The organism is Rhodococcus jostii RHA1 (assembly GCF_000014565.1).
GTDB lineage: Bacteria > Actinomycetota > Actinomycetes > Mycobacteriales > Mycobacteriaceae > Rhodococcus_F > Rhodococcus_F jostii_A.
The window spans coordinates 3530028-3547762 of sequence record NC_008268.1 but is presented as its reverse complement, the minus strand read 5'-3'; the positions used below and the strand labels follow the sequence as shown (position 1 = coordinate 3547762).

21 protein-coding genes are annotated in these 17735 nt (G+C 66.3%); 12 read left to right on the top strand and 9 right to left on the bottom strand.

The genetic code is table 11. From position 1 onward, the window contains the following. Positions 1-261: 261 nt before the first annotated feature. From RHA1_RS16265 to RHA1_RS16235, 7 genes are all read left to right on the top strand, one after another. Positions 262-1662 carry an MFS transporter gene (locus RHA1_RS16265; protein WP_011595999.1) on the top strand — a complete coding sequence of 467 codons (1401 nt, stop codon included), beginning with the start codon at positions 262-264 and terminating at the stop codon, positions 1660-1662. A 58-nt stretch (positions 1663-1720) separates the two neighbouring features. Beyond that, the gene (locus tag RHA1_RS16260) at positions 1721-2380 is read left to right on the top strand and encodes a response regulator transcription factor (RefSeq protein WP_050787317.1); all 660 of its coding nucleotides are present in this window, start codon (positions 1721-1723) and stop codon (positions 2378-2380) included. 18 nt (positions 2381-2398) lie between these two features. Next, entirely contained in the window at positions 2399-3844 is a 1446-nt protein-coding gene (locus RHA1_RS16255; protein ID WP_011595997.1) for a sensor histidine kinase, read from the top strand. Next, positions 3837-4763, top strand: a complete 927-nt coding sequence (locus RHA1_RS16250; RefSeq protein WP_011595996.1) for a TAXI family TRAP transporter solute-binding subunit — start codon at positions 3837-3839, stop codon at positions 4761-4763. The genes RHA1_RS16255 and RHA1_RS16250 overlap by 8 nt, the downstream gene beginning before the upstream one ends. A 117-nt stretch (positions 4764-4880) precedes the next feature. Beyond that, positions 4881-6071, top strand: a complete 1191-nt coding sequence (locus tag RHA1_RS16245) for a CaiB/BaiF CoA transferase family protein (protein WP_011595995.1) — start codon at positions 4881-4883, stop codon at positions 6069-6071. A 9-nt stretch (positions 6072-6080) separates the two neighbouring features. Next, complete coding sequence (locus RHA1_RS16240; RefSeq protein WP_011595994.1) at positions 6081-6860, top strand: alpha/beta fold hydrolase; 780 nt, start codon at positions 6081-6083, stop codon at positions 6858-6860. Between the two features lie 211 nt (positions 6861-7071). Further along, complete coding sequence (locus tag RHA1_RS16235; RefSeq protein WP_011595993.1) at positions 7072-8007, top strand: LysR substrate-binding domain-containing protein; 936 nt, start codon at positions 7072-7074, stop codon at positions 8005-8007. A gap of 11 nt (positions 8008-8018) precedes the next feature. Here the strand turns inward: RHA1_RS16235 and RHA1_RS16230 are convergent, their stop codons facing one another. Beyond that, complete coding sequence (locus RHA1_RS16230; protein WP_011595992.1) at positions 8019-9170, bottom strand: acyl-CoA dehydrogenase family protein; 1152 nt, start codon at positions 9168-9170, stop codon at positions 8019-8021. A gap of 282 nt (positions 9171-9452) precedes the next feature. Here RHA1_RS16230 and RHA1_RS46145 point away from each other — a divergent pair, with 282 nt between their 5' ends. Beyond that, entirely contained in the window at positions 9453-9755 is a 303-nt protein-coding gene (locus RHA1_RS46145) for a WhiB family transcriptional regulator (protein ID WP_011595991.1), read from the top strand. A 19-nt stretch (positions 9756-9774) separates the two neighbouring features. Here the strand turns inward: RHA1_RS46145 and RHA1_RS16220 are convergent, their stop codons facing one another. The 3 genes from RHA1_RS16220 to RHA1_RS16210 are packed head-to-tail and all read right to left on the bottom strand — an operon-like array spanning position 9775 to position 11421. After that, a complete protein-coding gene (locus RHA1_RS16220; protein ID WP_011595990.1) occupies positions 9775-10977 on the bottom strand; it encodes a fatty acid desaturase family protein in 1203 nt (400 codons plus the stop codon). Positions 10978-11019: 42 nt separating this feature from the next. After that, positions 11020-11175: a DUF6131 family protein gene (locus RHA1_RS50535; RefSeq protein ID WP_005249980.1), complete on the bottom strand. Its 156-nt coding sequence runs from the start codon at positions 11173-11175 to the stop codon at positions 11020-11022. 51 nt (positions 11176-11226) lie between these two features. Next, on the bottom strand, positions 11227-11421 hold the full coding sequence (locus RHA1_RS16210) for a CsbD family protein (protein ID WP_011595989.1): 195 nt from the start codon (positions 11419-11421) through the stop codon (positions 11227-11229). A gap of 234 nt (positions 11422-11655) precedes the next feature. Between RHA1_RS16210 and RHA1_RS16205 the strand changes: the two genes are divergently transcribed. The 3 genes from RHA1_RS16205 to RHA1_RS16195 all read left to right on the top strand — a co-directional run bounded on the left by RHA1_RS16205 (position 11656) and on the right by RHA1_RS16195 (position 13707). Beyond that, positions 11656-12363, top strand: coding sequence for a TetR/AcrR family transcriptional regulator C-terminal domain-containing protein (locus tag RHA1_RS16205; RefSeq protein ID WP_011595988.1), 708 nt, complete (start codon positions 11656-11658; stop codon positions 12361-12363). 119 nt (positions 12364-12482) lie between these two features. After that, positions 12483-13013, top strand: a complete 531-nt coding sequence (locus RHA1_RS16200; protein ID WP_011595987.1) for a pyridoxamine 5'-phosphate oxidase family protein — start codon at positions 12483-12485, stop codon at positions 13011-13013. A gap of 46 nt (positions 13014-13059) precedes the next feature. Continuing rightward, on the top strand, positions 13060-13707 hold the full coding sequence (locus tag RHA1_RS16195; protein ID WP_011595986.1) for a CG0192-related protein: 648 nt from the start codon (positions 13060-13062) through the stop codon (positions 13705-13707). 184 nt (positions 13708-13891) lie between these two features. Here the strand turns inward: RHA1_RS16195 and RHA1_RS16190 are convergent, their stop codons facing one another. From RHA1_RS16190 to RHA1_RS16180, 3 genes are all read right to left on the bottom strand, one after another. Further along, entirely contained in the window at positions 13892-14128 is a 237-nt protein-coding gene (locus tag RHA1_RS16190; protein WP_005254663.1) for a hypothetical protein, read from the bottom strand. Positions 14129-14215: 87 nt separating this feature from the next. Then, positions 14216-14545: a branched-chain amino acid transport AzlD family protein gene (locus tag RHA1_RS16185; RefSeq protein WP_009476296.1), complete on the bottom strand. Its 330-nt coding sequence runs from the start codon at positions 14543-14545 to the stop codon at positions 14216-14218. Beyond that, positions 14538-15281 carry an AzlC family ABC transporter permease gene (locus tag RHA1_RS16180; protein WP_011595985.1) on the bottom strand — a complete coding sequence of 248 codons (744 nt, stop codon included), beginning with the start codon at positions 15279-15281 and terminating at the stop codon, positions 14538-14540. The genes RHA1_RS16185 and RHA1_RS16180 overlap by 8 nt, the downstream gene beginning before the upstream one ends. A gap of 77 nt (positions 15282-15358) precedes the next feature. On the opposite strand from RHA1_RS16180, the gene RHA1_RS16175 reads away from it, so the two are divergent. Further along, entirely contained in the window at positions 15359-15799 is a 441-nt protein-coding gene (locus RHA1_RS16175; RefSeq protein ID WP_005254660.1) for an Lrp/AsnC family transcriptional regulator, read from the top strand. 1 nt (position 15800) lies between these two features. Here the strand turns inward: RHA1_RS16175 and RHA1_RS16170 are convergent, their stop codons facing one another. Both RHA1_RS16170 and RHA1_RS16165 read right to left on the bottom strand, forming a co-directional pair. After that, positions 15801-16880, bottom strand: coding sequence for an MSMEG_0565 family glycosyltransferase (locus RHA1_RS16170; protein ID WP_011595983.1), 1080 nt, complete (start codon positions 16878-16880; stop codon positions 15801-15803). Between the two features lies 1 nt (position 16881). Then, a complete protein-coding gene (locus RHA1_RS16165; protein WP_011595982.1) occupies positions 16882-17730 on the bottom strand; it encodes a carbon-nitrogen hydrolase family protein in 849 nt (282 codons plus the stop codon). Positions 17731-17735: the final 5 nt, after the last annotated feature.

The following is a 17735-nucleotide window of genomic DNA, read 5'->3' as shown; positions in this document are numbered from 1 at the left end:
GTGATGGAACCATGCCGATCGGGCATGCGACCGCGGAACGTGAAGGCATGACAGACGTCAACTCGGGTCGCGACGAGAAAAATGGCCTCGAGCTCGGCCGATGCCGATAAGGCTCACCCTCGGGTGGGCTCGGACCGACCCGCTGCGGTGCCGTCTAAAGCGAATGTAAGGAAAGCGGCCCATCCCTTCCCTCTCGCTGTGGTGGCGACCACATTGGTGTCAGTGGCTATGCATCATCACAGCAGTCGAGGAAGGAACATCATGCGACACACGACTTCGAACCCAACGTCGTCGACCGGCGAGAGGCGGGTTGTAGCGAACGTGGTTCGCGGCTGCATCGGCAACCTCGTGGAGTGGTACGACTGGTTCGTCTATGCAGCGTTCAGCGTGTTCTTCGCGGCGTCCTTCTTCCCGCAGAGCAGCACGACTGCCCAGCTTCTCTCCACGGCACTGGTTTTCGCCGTCGGATTCCTGATGCGCCCGATCGGTGGCTACATCTTGGGTCGATACGCGGACAGGTACGGGCGCAAGAACGCTCTGACGTTGTCGGTGCTGATGATGGCCGCAGGATCGTTGATCATCGCTGCGACACCGAGTTTCGAGGCGATTGGAATGCTCGCCCCGGCGTTGCTGGTGATGGCGCGGCTGATCCAGGGACTCTCCGTGGGAGGCGAATTCGCTTCCAGCGCGACGTACCTGTCCGAGGTCGCGACGCCCGGCCGACGCGGCTTCTACTCGAGCTTCCAGTACGTGTCGATCATTCTGGGTCAGCTCGCCGCGCTCGGCGTCCAGATCATTCTGCTGCAGCTTCTGACCATCGACCAGATGCAGGCCTGGGGTTGGCGTATTCCGTTCGTGATCGGCGCGATCGCCGCCGTGACCGTGATGCTCTTCCGTCGTGGGATGGACGAGTCGGACCAGTACAAGGAGGAAGCGGCCCAGATTGCTGCCGAGAAGGCATCCGGCACGAAGCCGTCGGCCAAGCGCGGCACCCTCCGCCTGCTGCTGCAGTACCCGAAGCAGCTCGCGATGGTGTTCGGCCTCGCGATCGGCGGCACCGTCGCGTTCTACACGTACACCACGTACCTGCAGAAGTACATGATCAACACCTCGGGGATCGCCCCGGAAACGGTGGCGTGGATCAACTTCGCCGCACTGTTCATCTACATGCTGCTGCAGCCCGTGGCCGGACTGATCTCCGACCGCATCGGTCGCCGCAAGGTCATGCTGTTCTTCGGTGTCGGCTCGACCGTGCTGACCGTCCCGATCCTGACCGTTCTCGGCAACACCACCAACGCGTTCGTCGCGTTCGGCCTGATGATGACCGGACTGGTCATCGTGACCGCCTACAGCGCGCTGAGCGCGATCGTCAAGGCGGAACTGTTCCCGACGAAGGTCCGCGCGCTCGGTGTCGGGTTGCCGCATGCGATCACCGCCGCCCTGTTCAGTGGCACGGCCGAGCCTCTCGCGCTCGCTCTCAAGCAGGCCGGACATGAATCGGCGTTCTTCTACTACGTCGTAGGTTGCTCGGCGCTGACCCTGGTTGCCGCGCTGTTCATGGCCAAGGGCAAGGGCGGCACCACCCTCGATCCCGAGACGGAGAATCACGCCCGCGACGGACGCGAGGAAGACCGCGACGACCGCCGACTCGAGCGTGTCTGATCCCTCGTCCTCCGGCAATGTTCCCCCGGCGCACCGCGGCCGGGGGACAATGCCGGTTATGCGCATCGCGGTGGTCGAAGACGACGACGGCGTCGGCAACGCAATCGTTGCGGGACTGACCCGGCAGGCACACCAGCCCGTGCGGATGAAGTTCGGGTCGGAACTGCTGCTGCACCACGGCGAGGTGGACTTCGTCCTGCTCGATCTGGGGTTACCGGACCGCGACGGGCTCGAGGTGTTGCGTCAGCTCCGCCAGGTCAGTGCCGTCCCCGTCATCATCCTGACCGCCCGCGACGACGAACGTTCGGTGGTGCGCGGCCTGCGTGGCGGCGCCGACGACTACCTCGTCAAGCCCGCGCGTATGTCCGAGCTTTTCGCTCGCATCGAAGTGGTGCGCCGGCGAAGTATGGCCGTCGAAGGCGGCGCACCACGTGAAGTGGTCACCGGCGACGTCCGCGTCGACCTCGATTCCCGCACCGTCACCGTGGCGGGCACCGAGGTCGACCTGACGTCGAAGGAATTCGCCCTCCTCGAGATCCTGCTCGAGAACCCGGGGGCCGCGGTCAGCCGTCAGCAACTGATGGACCGGGTGTGGGGTGACGCGTTCGTGGCGGTCTCGCGTTCGCTCGACGTCCACATCGGCACACTGCGCGCCAAGCTGGACCGACCCGGATTGATCAGCACCATCCGTGGTTTCGGCTACCGGTGGGTGTGCTGACCTCGGGGTCGAAACGACATGCGCCGACGGTTACTGCTGATTCTCGCGATACTCGGATCCTGCGCGGTCGCGAGTTTCGCGATTCCCCTCGCGCTCGCGACTGCGGACGCGCGGACGCAGGAGTTCACACTCGGCCGCGAGGGCGACATCCAACGGTTCGCCGTCCTCGCCGAGGAGTACGTCAGGACCGGCGACCCGGCGCGGATCGCCGGCGAGGTCGAGGCGTACGACGACGTGTACAGCGAGGGCGTTCTGGTGGTCTCCACGCGTGGTGTCCCGACCCTCGGGGTAGGCCTCGACGGCAACGAACCCGGGATCGAGGCGGCGATTCGCAGCGGACTGCGCAACGAGCGGGTCTCCACCGTCGACCGGTTGTTCCCATGGAGCGACGACGAGGCCCTGTTCGTCAAGCCGGTGGGGTCGGGCGCTCAGGTGAACGGCACCATCGTGCTGCGCGCCTCGACCGCCGAGGCTCGCTCCGACATCCTCCGGCAATGGGCCGTGATCGCGGCCGGCGCGGTGCTGGCTCTGGCCGCGTTCGGCGTCCTCGCGATCGTCTTGAGCCGGTGGGTGCTCGGACCGCTCGCGAACTTGTCCAAGGGGATCGTGCAACTCATCCGCCGCATGCCCGACACGGGGATGCCGCAGACGTCCGCGCCGCCACAATCGGTGCTGCCGGCCACGGCGGCAGGCGGGCCTCCCGAGGTGCGCCGGCTCGCGCATTCGTTCGACGTGATGTCTTCGGCGGTGCTGCGGGCAGCGGACGCGCAACAGCGCCTGATCGCCGACACCGCCCATCAACTGCGGAACCCGCTTGCGGCGTTGCAATTTCGCCTCGACCTTCTCGACGACGGTGTGCCGGACAGTGCGCGCGAGGATTATCACAGCGTGACCGAGGAGGCCAAACGCTTGCAGACCATTCTCGACAGCCTTCTCTCGCTCGCCTCGGCCGAGACACCGCGATTCGGGGCGGATCGGTCCGAGGCGGCCTGCGACGCACTGTCGGTGGTGGCCGACCGGGTCGACTTCTGGTCGGTGACGGCCCGCGAACGTGGTGCGCGTCTGGTCACCGTCGCAGCCCCCGACGTCGACCGTGTTCCGGTCGCGATCGCCGAGAACGATCTGTCCCAGGTGCTCGATGTGCTGATCGACAACGCATCCCGGTACGCGGGCCCGCACCCCACCGTCGAGATCGGCGTCGTCGTGGAGCCGGCACCGGGCCGCTCTCCGGTGTGCGTGTGGGTGGCAGACGACGGTCCGGGAGTCCCGGAAGAGCTGCGCGACAAGCTCACCGACCGCTTCTTCCGGGCCAGCGACCAGGCCGGAACGGGACTCGGCCTGTCCATCGTCGAGGTCGTCACCGCGGCCTACGGCGGTCGTCTCGTCATCGACGAGGCCCCCGCCGGCGGTCTGCGCGTACGCTTGTGGCTCGAACCGCACGTGGAGAAGCTGGACGATGATTAGCCGGCGACAGTTCATCGGCGGTGTGGCCGTAGCGGTCGCACTGTCGGGATGCGCTCGTGCCCAGCCCACGGGGACGTACGAAATCGCGTCCGGGGAGCGCGACGGATTCCAGTCCGAGTTCGCCGAGTTGCTTGCGGACGTTCCGCCCCCCTCGGGTGGGGATCTCCGGTTGACGGTGCGCTACACCACCGGTTCCCTGGAGAACCTGTCGCTGCTGGCCTCCGGTGAGGTACTCATCGGGCTGACGCTGGCCGACTCCGCTGTCGAGTCGGCCACTCCGATGCTGGCCATCGGCCGGGTGTACGAGAACTATCTCCAGTGCGCGGTGCCCGCGCGCTCACCCTTTCACTCGATGAAAGATCTTCGCGGCCAGGCGATCAGTCTCGGCTCTCCCGGCTCCGGAACCGCACAAACCGGAAGGCGGGTCCTCGAGGCGAGCGGACTGACCGTCGACGACGTGACGGTGCGCCCGGTGTCACTCACCACCGTCCTCGACTCCCTGCGCGACGGTACGGTCGCCGCCGCACTGTGGGCCGGTGGCGTACCCACCCCGGCGGCGATGCCTCGGCCCGGGCACGGTCCGGACGGCGGGATCCGGCTACTCGACCTGTCTGCCGAGTACGTCGAGATGCGCAGGATCTACGGGCCCATGTACGAACCGGTTTCGGTCCCCGCCCGGACGTACGGTGACACTGCCGAGACCGCGACGGTGGGGGTTCCCAGCCTGCTCGTCGCGTCGCCGCAGCTGCCCGACGCCGTGGCCGGTGCCCTCGTCGACCTTCTCATCGATCGAGCCCAGGACCTGATCCCCGCCGATACCGTCGGCGCACAGTTCCTCGACGCCCGATCACTGATCCAGACAGCCGGCGTCCCTCGCCATCCGGGGGCTGTCGAGGCGTACCGCCGTCACCACGGTTAGAAGGCGGCCGGGTACGGCCGGCAACCTCAAGTACGTGTAAAACCTGACCCCCACCCGATTGACGGTGGCGCGTACATAAAGGCAAAATGGCCGTACATTTCGAGGAAGGCTGGCTCCATGGCATCGCAGACCGCCCTACCGCTCGCGGGGATCACAGTCGTGAGCATCGAACAAGCAGTTGCTGCACCCTTCGCGACCCGGCAACTGGCCGACCTCGGTGCCCGCGTCATCAAAGTGGAACGTCCCGACGCCGGCGACTTCGCGCGGCGTTACGACGAGACCGTGCACGGCGAATCGAGCTACTTCGTCTGGCTCAACCGTTCCAAGGAGTCGCTGACGCTGGACCTGAAGTCCGACGAGGGCCGCGACATCCTCGAAAAGCTGTTGTCCACAGCGGATGTCTTCGTGCAGAACCTTGCGCCCGGCGCCGCATCCCGGATGAACCTCGACGCCCCGTCTCTCCAGCAGCGGTATCCCGCGCTGATTCCGTGCGACGTGTCCGGCTACGGCAACACCGGTCCCTGGTCCGATCGCAAGGCCTACGACATGCTGGTCCAGGGCGAATCCGGCCTGATGTCGCTCACCGGCCCCGACGAGTGCCCTTCCAAGGTCGGTGTGTCGATCGCCGACATCGCGGCCGGCATGTACGCCTACAGCGGGATCCTGTCCGCGCTGTACACGCGCGCAACCACCGGTACCGCCCGCGCGGTGGAGGTCGCTCTTTTCGAGGCGCTCGGCGAATGGATGGGATCGCCCGCCTACTACACCGAATACGGTGGCACGCAGCCGAACCGGGTCGGATCGGAACACGCGACGATCGCCCCGTACGGCCCGTTCCCCACCGCTGACGGCACTGTCCTGCTGTCGATCCAGAACGACCGCGAATGGTCCGCGTTCTGCTCGGAGGTGCTCGGCGACGAGTCGATCGCCACCGACCCACGTTTCTGCCGCAACTCCGCGCGGGTGGCGCACCGTGAGGAATGCAACGCTCTGATCTCCGCGCGGACGCGTCTGCTCAACACGGACGACGCCCTAGCGCTACTCGACAAGGTGTCGATCGCCAACGGACGGCTGGGCTCCGTCTCGGATTTTCTGTCCCACCCGTCCCTGGCCGGACGTGACCGCTGGCGTGAGGTGGACACCCCGGGTGGTCCGGTGCGAGCGCTGCTGCCGCCGGCGAACCTCAGCGGTGTGGAGCCTCGATTCGATCCGGTTCCCGCTCTGGGTGCGCACACCGATGCCATCCTGGGGGAGCTCGGTTACACCAACGCGGCGATCTCTGAACTGCGTACTGCCGACTCGATCTGAGGCTCGGCAGTGCCCCACGCAGTGGCGTCCGATGGAACTCGAATCGCGTACCAGGTCAGCGGCGAAGGACCGCCGCTGCTGCTGCTCGCCGGTCAGGCCAACACCCACCACTGGTGGGATCGTGTTCGCGCGGACTTCGACACGCACTTCCGCACCATCACAGTGGACTACCGCGGCACCGGAGCAAGCGACAAGCCCGAGACCGCCTACAGCACAATACTGTTCGCCGACGACGTGATCAGCGTGCTGGACTCCCTCGGCGTCGGGAGGGCGCACGTCTACGGCACGTCGATGGGAGGCCGGGTGGCGCAATGGGTCGCCGTGCGTCACCCGGAGCGTGTCCGCGCCCTGATCCTCGGCTGCACCTCACCAGGCGGAACGCACGCGGTGGAGCGCAGCCGGGAAGTCCGCGCGAGCCTGGCGCAATCCGACCCCGACCGGTCGCGCCGCGCCCTGCTGGAGTTGATGTACACGCCTGAGTGGCTCAGTCGAAATCCCGGACCCTACAACACCCTCGGGGACCCGGGCATGCCCGCGCACGCCAAGCTCGCCCACTTGCGGGCCAGCAACGGTCATGACGCGTGGGATGCGCTGCCGTCGATCAGTGCACCGACCCTCGTCCTGCACGGGACCGACGACCTTCTGTCCCCGGCCGACAACGCACCCCTGCTCGCCGAACGGATCCCGAACTCCCGCGTGCACTTGCTCCCGGGCGCACGGCACGCGTACTTCGAAGAGGAGCGCACTGCCGCGGGCGCCGCGGCGATCGGCTTCCTCGCCGAAAGGTAAGCCTGCGTCCGCGAGTGGGGTCGAGGCGCGTTAGTTACCGGACCCGGGCATGGCGATGCCGACCTTCGCCGCTGACATGCCCTCCTGGCTCATGGCAGCCGGCTTTCTCGTCTGTTTGACCATTGCTATTCTTCGTTGTGATCGATGTCGCTCTTGCATATCGCCTGCTGATGGTGCGGGACGGCGAGTAGCTCGGGAAGGTGGTCGTCCGGTGGACGTCAAGCAGTTGACCGCACTCGTTGCGGTGGCGGACGCCGGGAGCGTGACCCGCGCAGCCGGGCTACTCCACTTGGTTCAGCCGGCGGTGACACGCCAAATTCACACGCTCGAACAGGAACTGGGTGTTCCCCTGTTCGAACGCAGCCGTGCGGGAATGGAATTGACGGACTCCGGCCGGCTCATGCTCGAGCGCGCCCGGAGGGTGCTGTCCGAACTCGAGCGGGCGCGCGCCGAGATCCGCCCGAATCCGGGAGTGCTGCAAGGGATCGTGACGGTCGGGCTTCTTTCCTCCACCTCCGAACTGCTCGCCGAACGACTCGTCGCGGCCGTGTTGCAGAAACATCCGGCGGTCCGGTTGCGAATAGTGTCCGGGTACGCCGGACACGTGCGGCAGTGGCTCGATGCCGGTGACATCGACCTCGGCCTGCTCTACAACCTGAAATCCACGTCTTCGCTCAACGTGCGAGCATTGCTCGCCGAAAACCTGTGGGCGGTTGCCCCGGCCGACGGCGGGCTCGACACCGGACGACCGGTCACCCTCGAGGAAGTGGCGACCCACCCGGTCGTGATGCCCAGTGCGCCCCACGGAATTCGGACGTTGGTAGCGGAGGCGTGCGCGAGACTCGACATCGGTCTGAACATCGTCGTCGAAACCAACGAGGTGAGCATTCAGAAGAGACTCGTGCGAGCCGGTCACGGCTGGACGATCCTGCCGGGCATCGCCGTTGCCGGTGATGTCGCCGGCGGCGTTCTCAGTGCGGCGCCGCTCCATTCCCCGGCGGTCGAACGCACCGTCGTGCTCGCGTTACCGAGCACCCCCCGGATCCCGCCTGCCGTGCACGCGGTGGCCGATCTGCTCGTCCGCCAGATGCGCGACGCCGTCGAGCACGGTGAGTGGCCGTCCGCTCACTGGAAGCCGGACAACTAGTCGCGCGCGAATCAGAGCCCTCCGCGCGATACGAGTTGCGAGACGATGACGTTGCGTTGGATCTCGTTGGTGCCCTCGCCGACGATCATCAACGGGGCGTCCCGGAAGTACCGCTCGACGTCGTACTCGGTGGAATAGCCGTAGCCGCCGTGGATGCGCACCGCGTTCAGGGCGATGTCCATCGCCACCTCGGACGCGTACAGCTTCGCCATCCCGGCCTCCATATCGCACCGATCACCGCTGTCGTACTGCTCGGCCGCGTGCCAGGTCAGCTGCCGGGCCGCGGTCAGCTTGGTCGCCATGTCCGCCAGGTAGTTGCCGATCGACTGATGCTTCCAGATCGGCTTGCCGAAGCTCTCCCGCTGCTGCGCATACGCCAAAGAGTCCTCGAGCGCCGCCGTCGCCACACCCAGGGCCCGGCAGGCCACCTGGATGCGGCCGGTCTCGAGGCCCTTCATCATCTGCGCGAACCCCTTGCCCGGGGTGCCACCCAGGACCGCGTCCGACGAGATCCGGTAGTTGTCGAACGACAGCTCACAGGTTTCGACGCCCTTGTAGCCGAGCTTGGGCAGATCCCGCGACACCGTCAGGCCGGGACCGTGCTCGACCAGGACGATCGAAATGCCCTTGTGCTTGGGGGACGCGCCCGGGTCGGTCTTGCACAGCAGCGCGATCAGCCCGGACCGGCGGGCGTTGGAGATCCACGTCTTCGAACCGGAGATCACCAGATCGTCGCCGTCGGTCTTGGCGTTGGTGGACATCGCCTGCAGATCCGACCCGCCGCCGGGCTCGGTCAGCGCCATCGTGGCCCGGATCTCGCCGGTCGCCATCTGCGGCAGATACTGCCGCTTCTGCTCCTCGGTGCCGTACAGCGACAGCAGCTTCGCCACGACGGTGTGCCCACCCATCGCCCCGGCCAGGCTCATCCACCCGCGGGCCAGTTCCTGGGTCACCTGCGCATAACAGGGCATCGACACCGGTGATCCGCCGTACTCCTCCGGGACCGCCAGACCGTAGATCCCGATCTGCTTCATCTGCTCGATCCACTTCTCGGGGTACTCGTTGGCGTGCTCCACCGCCTGCACCGTCGGCTTCACGTCGCGGTCGACGAAGGCGCGCACCGTCTCGACCAGGTACGCCTCTTCCTCGTTCAGCTTGCCCATCACTCCACCTCGCACTCGCACAACATTTGTACGGCCATATTCTCCAATTTGTACTTCCGAGTCAAGCCTTCGCGTTGACATCGGCGCGCATTCGGTGCCACGATCTAGTCCTGATCGGTACCATCTCTGCTGGTCGAGAGCGCAGAATCCGATGAGAGGCATCGACCGATCTAATGGCCGTATGTACAGACCCTTCACATACCGAAGGGACGGAAGTGGTCCGAGCGGTCACCACGACCTCGCGTCGAGCGAACACCGTTTCTCACGAAAGAGGCGAGCAGGATGTCTCAGCACAGGATCGAACTCCAGCCGATCGCGCCCTCCGCGTCGGACTGGGATTGGCGGATGCACGCGCGTTGCCGGTCCATGGACACAGAGCTCTTCTTCCCGTGCGAGGGCGAAGGGCAGGGTGCACGCATTCGGCGAGAACGAGCCGCAAAGCATGTCTGCGAGCCCTGCCCGGTGCTGACCGAGTGCCGAAATCACGCATTGATCACCGGTGAGCAATTCGGCGTCTGGGGCGGCACGACGGAGAAGGACCGCCGGTATCTTCGACCACCCCGACTCGGTCGATTTCGTTCATGACGGCGAAATGCCCGCGGAGTCAACGCTGGTGCGCGCGCAGGGCGGTGCGGAGGCCCGTTCGACGTCCGGTGGCTCCGTCGGTGGGCGTGGTGGATGCTGTGCGGAATTTCAGTTCGGACGCGGTCTCGGGAGCATCGTCGGCGGTGGCGGACAGAAACCGGTCCGGGAGGGCCAACTTGTGGATGGTGCGCAGGGTCAAAAGATATTGCTTGGCAAGCGAACCCGTGGTGTAGGGCAGATCGTACTTCTCGCACAGTGCGCGGACCCGTGTCGCGATTTCCGGGTAGCGGTTGCTGGGGAGGTCGGGGAACAGGTGGTGCTCGATCTGGTAGCAGAGGTTGCCGCTGAGGAAGGCCAGCACCGCGCCGGCTCGGAAGTTGGCGGTGCCGAGCATCTGACGTAGATACCATTCCGCCCGGGTCTCGTTTTCCAGTTCGGCGGGGGTGAACTTCTCTGCGCCGTCCGGGAAGTGTCCGCAGAAGATCACGACGTAGGCCCACAGGTTTCGCAGTAGGTTGGCGGCGAGGTTCGCCTTCAGCGTCCGTCGCCACCGCCGCCCGCCGAGGGCGGGAAAGAGTACGTAATCCTTGCCGGTCTGCCGGGCTATCTTGCCGATCAGTGCTCGGGTGTGGCCGGACTTCTCGGCGGCGGTGCCTGCGCGCTCCTGTTCGGAATACAGCCCGTGCAGGGCGATACCCCATTCGAACGTGGCCGCCAGCAACAGGTTCCGCAGCGGTTGCAGAAGGTTGTCCGGTTTCCACGGCTGGTCGCGGGTGATGCGGATGACGCCGAATCCGAGGTCGTCGTCCATCCCGATCACGTTGCTGAACACGTGGTGGCGATAGTTGTGGGAGTACTGCCACTGGGACGACAGGCCCGCCATGTCCCACTCCCAGGTGCTGGAGTGGATTTCCGGGTCGTTCATCCAGTCCCACTGGCCGTGGGACACGTTGTGCCCGATCTCCATGTTCTCCACACTCTTGGCCACGGCGAGAGCCGTGGTCCCGAGTGCCCATCCGACGCGCGTCCGGCTTGCGTGAATCACCAGCCGCGCAGCGGCATCCAGCCCGCGCTGGAAGGCGATTGTGCGGCGGATGTAGGTGGCATCGCGCTCACCGAGTGAATCGGTGATATCCCGCCTGATCGCGTCGAGTTCGGTCCTGAGCGCCTCGACGTCCTCCGCTGAGAGGTGCGCATATTCCTTGATGTCGGATATCGCCATGGTCTACTCCAGATTCCGGACCCACCCCGGACCGGCTGTGCGTCAGTAGTAGTGGCGTCGGCCCGCGACCGCATGCCCGGCCATGCCCATGACCTCGAGCACCACTCCGATGATGATGAGCGCTATCCCGATGTAAAGGAGTACCGGGACGCTGAGGACCAAGCCGACTATGGCGAGGATGATTCCGAGAATGATCATGATGGGGCCTGATTTCGGGACGGGGGTCGAGGTTTGGACTGGTGTGGAGGGTCAGCGGGTGAATATTTTCTTGATCTTCTGCCCTGCCTGCTTGATCTGGTCGCCGGCTTGCTTGGCTTTGCCCTTGGCTTCCTGCGCGCGTCCCTCGGCTTCCATGCGCTCGTTTCCGAGCGCCTTCCCGACGGTCTTCTTGGCGGAGCCTTCGGCGGTTTCAGCTTTGTGGCGAAGCTTTTTCCCGATACTCATGGCGGTGTTTCTCGTTTCTCGGTTGCGCGGCGGGCGCGGACCAATGGTCGTTCGTCAGCGGGGTGTGTGTCACCGCTGGAGTTCAACACGCTTGCGACTCCGACGATCTCGGACGATCATGACGGCCTCCTGTGGCCCACGTTGCACCACTAAGTCAACGCCGGATTTCCTCGCATGTCAACACTGTAGATCTACGGTTTAGGCCTACAGTTAGAAGGGAGGGAAGGTGCCGTGATGGCGAAGATGCCCGAGCGTCGATCGATCCACTCCGACGGTGGCCCGATGACCCGTGAGCGGATACTCGCGTGCGCGCTCGAGATCATCGACCGTGACGGCATCGACGGGCTGTCCATGCGCCGCCTCGGTAAAGCACTCGGCCGCGACCCGATGACCCTGTACCGCCACGCGCCGAACAAGGCCGCGTTGCTCGACGGGGTCGCCGAGCGTGTCCTCGAAGAACTCGAGGTCGACACCGACGACGGCGACTGGGCCACGCAGCTGCGGGAGGTCGCGCGGGGCTTTCGCCGATTGGCCCTCACCCATCCTCAGGTGGTCCCGCTACTGGTCACGAGGCCGCTGTCCACGCCGCTCGGGCTCAGGCCGCTCGGCACCCTGCGTCCGCTCGAGGACATCCTGACCCTGCTCACCAAGGCGGGGTTCACCGACGCCGATGCCTTGCACGTCTATCGGGCATTGTTCGGCTTCCTCTACGGCCACGTCCTCAATGAACTGCAGGAGCTCGTCGAGCGTCCCGACGAGTCCGACGACCTTCTGCGCCTCGGCCTTCACCGCCTGCCGATCGGCGAGTTCCCAATGATCCGGGGCCTGGCACCGGTTCTGGCGTCCTACGACGGGGCCGCCGAACTCGAACGCGGCGTCGACATCCTCCTCGCGGGCCTGACCGCCACGTTGACGCAGCCCGAATCTCCTCCGTCCCGGTGATGTGAGCGAAACCTGACACAGGTTGTCAGGGTCTCGGTGCGAGCATGGTTGCACCGTTCGGCGCCGATGGTGGACGTGGACCGGACCCCGGATCGACATCGACGCAGACAAGGACCTCCATGCGCGAAACACGAGAAGAGCTCGACGAGCTCCAAACCCTCCTCGACGCCTCCCTGTCCCGCTCCACCGCACATCTGCGTTCGATCATCAACACCGGGAGCACCCTGACCGCGGAGCAGCTCACCCAGGTCGTCACCGGCATGTGCACCCTCGCCCTGTCCACCGTCACAGCCAAGGGCGAACCGCGCATCAGCGGTGTGGACGGGCACTTCCTGCACGGGAAGTGGCACTTCGGCACGGCGCGGGGCGCCGCCAAGGCCCGCCACCTCGCCGCCCGGCCCGCCGTCAGTGCTGCGCACCTGCGCGGTGAGGACCTGGGTGTGTTCACGCACGGCACGGTGGAGATCCTCAACCCCGAGGAGGGCGAGCCGGCCGCGGACTGGCCGGACCTGCTCGCCTACTTCAAGGGCTTCTACGGCGAAGACTTCTTCGACTGGGATAACGACGTTGTCTACTACCGGCTGCATCCGCAGTGGATGACCGTCTACGCCGCCGACATCGCCAAGCTCACTGCGGCGTCCCGATCCTGATCGGCGCTGTCGTCGCGGCACTTGGTGACGCGGTACCGTCGCCCGCGTGGCTCTCATCCATCACGCTCAGCTGTCCCCGTCCAAGGCCGAGATGCTCGGTGACTGGGTTCCGCGCCAGCCCTGGATCGGGTCCGCCGACGCGTCGTCCGTCGAGGTCGTCGGTGCGTACCGCTTCGACGATCCGGCCGGGGATGTCGGCATCGAAACCCACCTGGTCCGGACGGCGGACGGGCGGGTCGTGCAGGTGCCGGTGACCTATCGCGGTGCCCCAATGGCCGGTGCGGAGGCGTCGTTGATCACCACGATGCAGCATTCCGTGCTGGGTGAGCGCTGGGTCTACGACGCGTGCGTCGACCCGGTGTACGCCGGTGCGCTCGCGACGGCGATCCTGACGGGAGGGACCGAGGCGGAACTCCAGTTCGCCACACCCGGCGAGCGCCGAGAGGTGACCACCAGAGTGTCGGGTTCCGGCTCGGTGGGCTCGCCGGTACCGGTCATCGATGCTGTGACCTGTGTGAATGAGGGAACGGCCACCGTCATCACGACGGACCAGATCGGCGTGCGGGTGTTCCGCGTGATCGATCCGGATCGGGTCGCGCCCGTCGGCTCGCACACCCTCGAGGGCACCTGGCCGGGCCGAGGTGCGCCGGCGCTGCTCGCGATCGCGCATCCGACGGCTGACGACGAAGTGTGACGCCGGAGCGGCGGAATATCTCCGAGGACGGTACTGTTGAATCCGTCGACGGTGTCGGACATACCCCGGGTACCACATTAAAATTGTCGCCGAGAGCGACCACTTGCCGAGAGGCGATATGACGGCACCGTCGCAGAAGCCGCCGGCACCATTTGGTGCCGGCGGTTTTCGTTCTGCGGTGGACCTACTGTTCTTTCTTCAGGCGGGCGGCCAGCATGGCCTTGCCCAGATCGCCACCCTTTCGGCTGACGGCCTGGGCGCGGCGGAAGAAGTCGGCCAACTCGGCGTCGCCGTCCATGTCGGCATCCGAGATGTAGCCCTCGAGACGCAGCGCGTTGCTCAGTGACGCTTCGACGAACCAAATCAGGTTGTAGTCCTTGTCCCGAACACCGGTCACCGAGCGTGCATCTTGTTCACTCATCAGTGCGTCCTTCCCGAGAAACGGCCGACTGTCTTGTGGTTCCTGCCTACCCGTGTGGTTGCGTCGTAAACGTGAGGCGCGCCGGGCTCAGGCGAATACCCAGTTCATGAGGACGACGTAGAGCCCGGTTCCGAGGACGATCGAGAGCACCGCATTCTTGCGCCACAGGTGCACCGCGGCCGTCGCCCCCACCGCGATCAGTTCGGGGATCCCGTGCGAGGGGGCGGTGACGGACACGCTCTTCAGGGAGTACGCCACCAGGATCAGCATGATCCCGGCGGGCAGGTAGACACCGAGGTAGCCGACGAGTGCGGACGAGCGCAACGGCATGACGATCGCGAAGGGGACGGCGCGCAGGGCGAACGTGACGATCGCCATGATCGCGATGGCCGCGAGGATGTAACCGGGGTCAGGCATCGGTGCGCACCTTTCGCCGGGTGACGAGGTAGCGGATGACGAGCAGGCCCACGAAGGCGCCCATCGCTATCGGCAGCATGTGTTCGGGGTCGACCAGTCGCGCGATCAGCGCACACATCACGGCCATCGAGGGAACCGCGAAACCGCGCTGGGCCCGGATGGCTTCGATGGACAACACGACGAACAGCGCGGTCAGTGCGAAGTCGAGGCCGACGATGTTCTCCGGGATCCATTGCGCCGCGGTCGCTCCGAGCATCGCTCCACCGATCCAGTACGCGTGGAGATACACCTGCGAGTACACGATGACCCGCCCGGACATCGACTTCCGGTCGCCGGTGACCGTCATGGCGTAGGCCTCGTCGGTCAGCGCGAACATGCTGTAGAAGCGGGCAAGGCGGCCCTTCACCCTGTCGAGGGGAAAGCTCAAGGCGTAGAACACGTGCCGGAAGTTCACCAGCAACGCGGTCAGCGCGATGTACGGGAGCGGCGTCATCGCGGCCACCATGCCGACCGCGATGAACTCGAGGGAACCGGCGTAGATCAGCGACGTGAAGACCATCGCCCACCACGGGTTGAGCCCCTGCTGGACGACGAGCACCCCGAGGGCGATCCCCAGCGGGACCAGCCCGATTCCGACGGGGAGGGACGCCTGCAGGGCGCGACGCCACTCCGGGGACTGCCGGGGGTCGGGGTCGACGACGGCGGTCGTCGAGAGGGTAACTGGATCGATCACCACGCAAATCTATAGCAACTATCCAGGTGCACGATTGCGAGAGAATGCCCATTCGGCGCACTCTGCGCAATAATAGTTCAATGGACGATATCGATCACGCAATTCTCGACCACCTGCGGAACGACTCCAGTCTGACCAACACGGAATTGGCGGATCTCGTGGGTCTCACTCCCTCCCCGTGCCTGCGCCGGGTCAAGAAGCTCGAGGCGGACGGAGTCATCACCGGCTACCGCGCCATCGTCAGCCAGGAAGCGCTCGATCGGGGTTTCCAGGTGATCGTCACCGCCGAGATCGGGGTGAACGACCAGGCGACCATCGAGCAGTTCGAGTCGCGGGTCGCCGCCTTCGACGAGGTGATCGAATGCCGGAGGCTGTTCGGGATCCCCGACTACTTCATCCGGGTGGCGGTCCGCGACCTCGCGACGTACGAGAACTTCATGGCTACCAAACTCAGCGGGCTCCCCGCGGTCTCGCGGGTCACCTCGTTGATCACGATGAAGACCATCAAGAGCGCCGACTGAGTCAGCGGTGCACCGCGACCTCTCGATAGAACTCGAGGTGCTTCTGCGCGACGTCGTCCCATCGATGTGAGCGAGCGAAGGCGCGCCCCGCGTCGAGGGAGGAGCCGTCGGCAGGTTCGGTCAGGGCGCGTGCCATCTCCTCGTGGGTGGACGCGTACCGGACCGTCCCGCGAAAGACCTCCCGGAGGACCGGCAGGTCACGTGCGACGACGGGAACGCCTGCCGCCAGGGCTTCCATCGCGGCCAGCCCGAATCCCTCCTTGGTGGAGAGGAAGGCGAACGAGCGCGCCTGGGCCACCAGCGAGGGGAGTTCGGCGTCGTCGATCGTTCCGAGGATGGTCGGCGTGACACCCAGCTCTGCGGCCCGTCGGTCGAACTCGGCCCGGTACCCCCGGTAGTCGAACAGGGTCTCGCCGCCGGCGAACACCAGCCGCAGTTCGGGTCGCTCCTTCACGAGCAGTGCGTACGCCTCCACCAGGTCGATGCTGCCCTTGCGCGGTTCGATACCGCCGACCGCCAACACGTAGTCGCCCAATTCGCCGGCCCACCTGCGGCGGCGGTCGGCGTCCTCGCGGGCTTCCTCGAATCGGGCGGCGTCCACACCGTTCGGAATGACGGCGCACTCGAGACCCCACCCGGCGGAGACGTCCGCGGCGACGGCGGCGGACACGCAGATCCGCGCGTACGGATCCACGATGGCGCGCTCGTGGCAGGCGGCGAGCGCGGGCGTCGTGAACTGGTCGAGATGGTGGATGGTTCGCACGCACCGTCCCACGGCGTTGGCACTGATGCAGTCCTGCGCGTGGACGATGTCGTAGGCCTCCGGTGTGAAGGCGGCGCGCATCGTCTCGATGGATCGGAGGATCCGCTCACCGACGGTCTCGTCGTCGACGTGTGCGAACGGCACCACCCGTACGGCGACAGTCGGGTCGACCGGACGGAAGAAGGCGGCGTCGCCGTGCCTGCCCAGGGTCCAGACCGTCACGTCCGCGCCCTGCCGGGCGAGGGCCTCCGCCAACGCCAGGGTGTGCACGACTCCCCCGCGCGGTTTGGTCGAATAGGTCAGTAGCGCGATCCGCACGTCAGTGTTCTCCTCGGTCCAGCAGTCTCCGGTAGGTGTCGATGCGGCGTTCCTCCAGGTGCCGCAGCACCTTCCTGGCCCGGTTGACCTCGTAGTCGACGTCGAGTTCGGCGACGGCGAGCCCGCCCTTCGTCCCCGTCCGCGCGAGCACGTCGCCGCCCGGGCCCACCACCTTGGCCTGACCGAGGAATCGCAGTCCACCCTGGATTCCGGTCTGGTTGGACGACACGAGGACCACCTGGTTCTCGGCGGCCCGGGCCGAGTCGTAGAGATCGAACAGGCGTGATTGCCGGTCCTGGGTCATGCGCGCCGCCCGGTCCGTGATGCTGGCCGGCCACGCGGACAACGCGGCGATGATCCGCGCGCCGTCGAGCGCGAGGGTGCGGGCGGATTCCGGGAACGTCTTGTCGTAGTCGATCAGCATCCCGATCCGGCCCACCGGTGTGTCGAAGGCGGTGAAGGAGTCACCCGCGGCGTACGCCAGGGATTCCCCGGCCGGTTGATGCACCTTGCGGTGACTGCCCAGCACCCCGTCGCCGGTCACGCAGGCGGCGGCGTTGTAGCGCACCCCGTCGCACAGTTCCGTATACCCGAGGCAGACCGTCATGCGGCCCGCCATCTTCGCGACGGCCTTCAGCTCCGGGCTGTCCGCGGCGAGCGCGGGCGGGAGTTCCTCCGTGTCCGGCCGCCGGAGATCCGAGATGTAGCCGCCGAGGCAGGCGTCGGGCAGGACCAGCAGGTCCACGCCGTCGTTCGCGGCACTCTCGATCAGCGCCTGCAACTTCAGGAGCGCGCGATCGATGTCGCGGCCGAAGTGCCCCGCCAACGCTGCCAACCGTGTCGTCACCATAGGCG